This window comes from Luteibacter sp. P4_D7_3, from assembly GCF_056401735.1.
In genome coordinates this window covers 1-3,055 of record NZ_JBFUIT010000405.1, presented here as the reverse complement: position 1 = coordinate 3,055, position 3,055 = coordinate 1, and the positions used below count along the sequence as shown (strand labels likewise).

The window sequence follows — 3,055 nt, the reverse complement described above, 5'->3', positions numbered from 1 at the left end:
CCTCACCGACAATCTCGACGGCAACATGCTTCCGGGTGGTTATTACTCGACGTCGCCCCCGGCGATCACTCGCGATCTCGTCATCATCGGTGGCCACGTCAGCGACAACTATTCCACGCATGAAGCATCGGGCGTCATTCGTGCCTTCGACGTGCACGACGGCCACCTCGTGTGGAACTGGGATGCCGGCAATCCGGACGAAACCACGCCACTGCCGGCAGGCCAGCACTACACGCGCAACTCCCCGAATGTGTGGTCGGTGATGAGCGTGGATGAAGGGCTGGGCCTCGTGTACCTGCCGATGGGCAACCAGACACCGGATACCTGGGGCGGCGATCGCACGGCCGGCGCGGAGAAGTACGCAGCCGGCGTGGTTGCACTCGACATCGCCACGGGCAAGGTGCGCTGGAACTACCAGTTCACCCACCATGATCTGTGGGACAAGGATGTCAGCGCCCAGCCGACCCTCGTCGATCTGAAAACGCCCTCCGGTGTACAGCCCGCCCTCATCTCGACCAGCAAACAGGGCAGCATCTACGTGCTGAACCGGCTGACCGGACAGCCGATCATCCCCATCGACGAAGTGCCGGTCGCCCAGGGCGCGGTGCAAGGCGATCACACCTCGCCGACGCAAGCCCGGTCGCAGCTCAACTACGATCCGCCGAAGCTGACCGAAGCAGACATGTGGGGCACCACGCCCTTCGATCAGGTGATGTGCCGCATCCGCTTCAAGTCCATGCGTTATGACGGGCCATACACGCCACCCGGCGTGACCGAGACCCTCATTCATCCCGGCAATGCGGGCGTCTTCGACTGGGGTGGCATTTCGGTCGATCCGGTTCGCCAGATCGCGTTCACCAATCCCAACTCGTTCGCGTTTGTGTTTCGTCTGGTCCCCGCGGCGGAAGTCGCACGTCGTGAGGCGTCGACCAACGAGAGTTCGGGCGTCCACCCCGATACGGGTGCACCGTACGGCGTCGAGATCTCCCCGCTTCTCAGCGCGCTCGRCATCCCGTGCCAGGCGCCGCCCTGGGGATGGGTGTCGGCGGTGGACCTGACCACGGGCAAGATCATCTGGAAACACAAGAACGGCACCACCCGTGACAGCGCGCCATTCGGCATTCCGCTGCCGCTCGGCGTGCCCGGTCAGGGTGGCACGCTCATCACGGCCGGTGGCATTGCGTTCTTCGGCGCGACGCTCGACTCCTATCTGCGCGCCTATGACGTCACCGATGGTCGCCAGCTCTGGAGTAGCCGACTGCCTGCGGGTGGCCAGGCGACACCGATGAGCTTCAAAGGTAAGGACGGCCGCCAGTACATCGTCATCATGGCCGGTGGCCATGGTTCGCTCGGAACAAAGATGGGTGATTCCGTGGTGGCGTACGCGCTACCCGCACAGTAAATACCCAAATTTGCAAATACACCCAAAATACCCCAACCTCCGCGGGATGCCATAAGGCGCGCCGTCGTCGATCGGAGGTTGGGGATGTTTGCTTTTCAAGGGCCGTTTGGCCGTCTTGCCGGGTATTCGGCAGCCGTGGGGCTGCTGGCCCTTTCCCTGCAGGCGCCGGCCGCATCGACACCCCCGCATGCACACACCATCACCTACGACCGCTACTCGCTGAGTATCGACGGCAAGCCGACCTACCTCTGGTCGGGATCCTTCCACTATTGGCGCCTGCCCTCGCCGGATCTGTGGGCCGATGTCCTGCAGAAGATGAAAGCCGCGGGCTTCAACGCCGTGGAAATCTACTTCGACTGGGGTTACCACTCGCCCAAACGCGGGGTCTATGACTTCTCGGGCATCCGCGATGTCGACCGTCTTCTGGACATGGCGCGGGACGCAGGCATTTACGTCATTGCCCGTCCGGGCCCGTACATCAACGCGGAAACCGACGCGGGCGGCTTTCCTGGCTGGCTGGTCACGACCGCCGGCAAGCCCCGGTCCACCGCACCGGACTACACCGCCGCCTATCGCGAGTGGATGACGCAGATCGATCGGATCCTCGCGCGTCATCAGTTCACCGATGGCCGTGGCACCGTGCTGCTTTATCAGGTCGAGAACGAGCTTTACGACGATTCCGCGGATAGCCGCCGCTACATGCAGGACATCGAAGACAAGGCGCACGCCGATGGCATCACCGTGCCACTGATCGGCAACCACAACGATAACTTCTTCACTGGCGTCGGCGCCGTCGACATGCCCGGCTACGACTCCTATCCGGCGGACTTCGACTGCACGCGTCCCGAGCGCTGGAACGGTGTGTACGACTTTGCAAGCGAACGAAAGCGCCTGACTCACTCGCCGTTGCTCTTCCCGGAATTCCAGGGAGGCGCGTTCGACGTCTGGGGTGGTCCCGGCTATGAAGCCTGCCGCAAGCTCACCGGCCCGGACTTCGAGCGCGTGTTCTACGAGTCGAACATCGCCGCCGGCTCGACCATGCAGAACTTCTACATGACCTACGGCGGGATCAATTGGGGCTGGCTGTCGTCGCCGGGCGTTTACACTTCGTACGACTACGGCGCACCGATCACGGCAAACCGGATTCTCACCAACAAGTACGACCAGCAGAAGCTCATCGGTTACATGACGCAGGCCGTCGCGCCGCTCGCGCGGACCGATGCCGTCGCGACATCAGTGCCGGACAACCCGCGCCTTCGCGTCAACGCCCGCGTCAATCCGGAGGACGGCACTCGCTTCTACATCCTGCGGCACGCCGACGCGACGGATACATCGAACGACACCACGCACCTCCGCGTCACCCTGGGCAAGACGGGCGATACGACGATTCCACAGCAGGCGGGCACCGCGATCCGTATCAACGGCCGCGATTCGAAGATGCTTCTCGCCAACTACCGCTTCGGCAGGCAGGACCTGGCGTATTCGACGTCCGAGCTGATGACGCAGCTGCGCGTGGGCGACCGCGATGTCGCGCTGCTTTACGGCCGGCACGATGAAGACGGTGAAACGGTGTTGCGCTATTCGACCGAGCCCACGACACGCGTGATCGATGGCAACGTCACCGCGCACTGGGACGCGGCCACGCATATGCTC

2 protein-coding genes are annotated in these 3,055 nt (G+C 63.4%); both read left to right on the top strand.

Translation table 11 applies throughout. From position 1 onward, the window contains the following. Nucleotides 1-1,402 (top strand): outer membrane protein assembly factor BamB family protein (locus AC1DSN_RS20660; RefSeq protein ID WP_477332574.1); only part of this gene is annotated, 1,402 nt, incomplete at its 5' end. A gap of 84 nt (nt 1,403-1,486) precedes the next feature. Then, a partial coding sequence (locus AC1DSN_RS20655) for a beta-galactosidase (RefSeq protein WP_477332572.1) occupies nt 1,487-3,055 on the top strand: 1,569 nt, incomplete at its 3' end.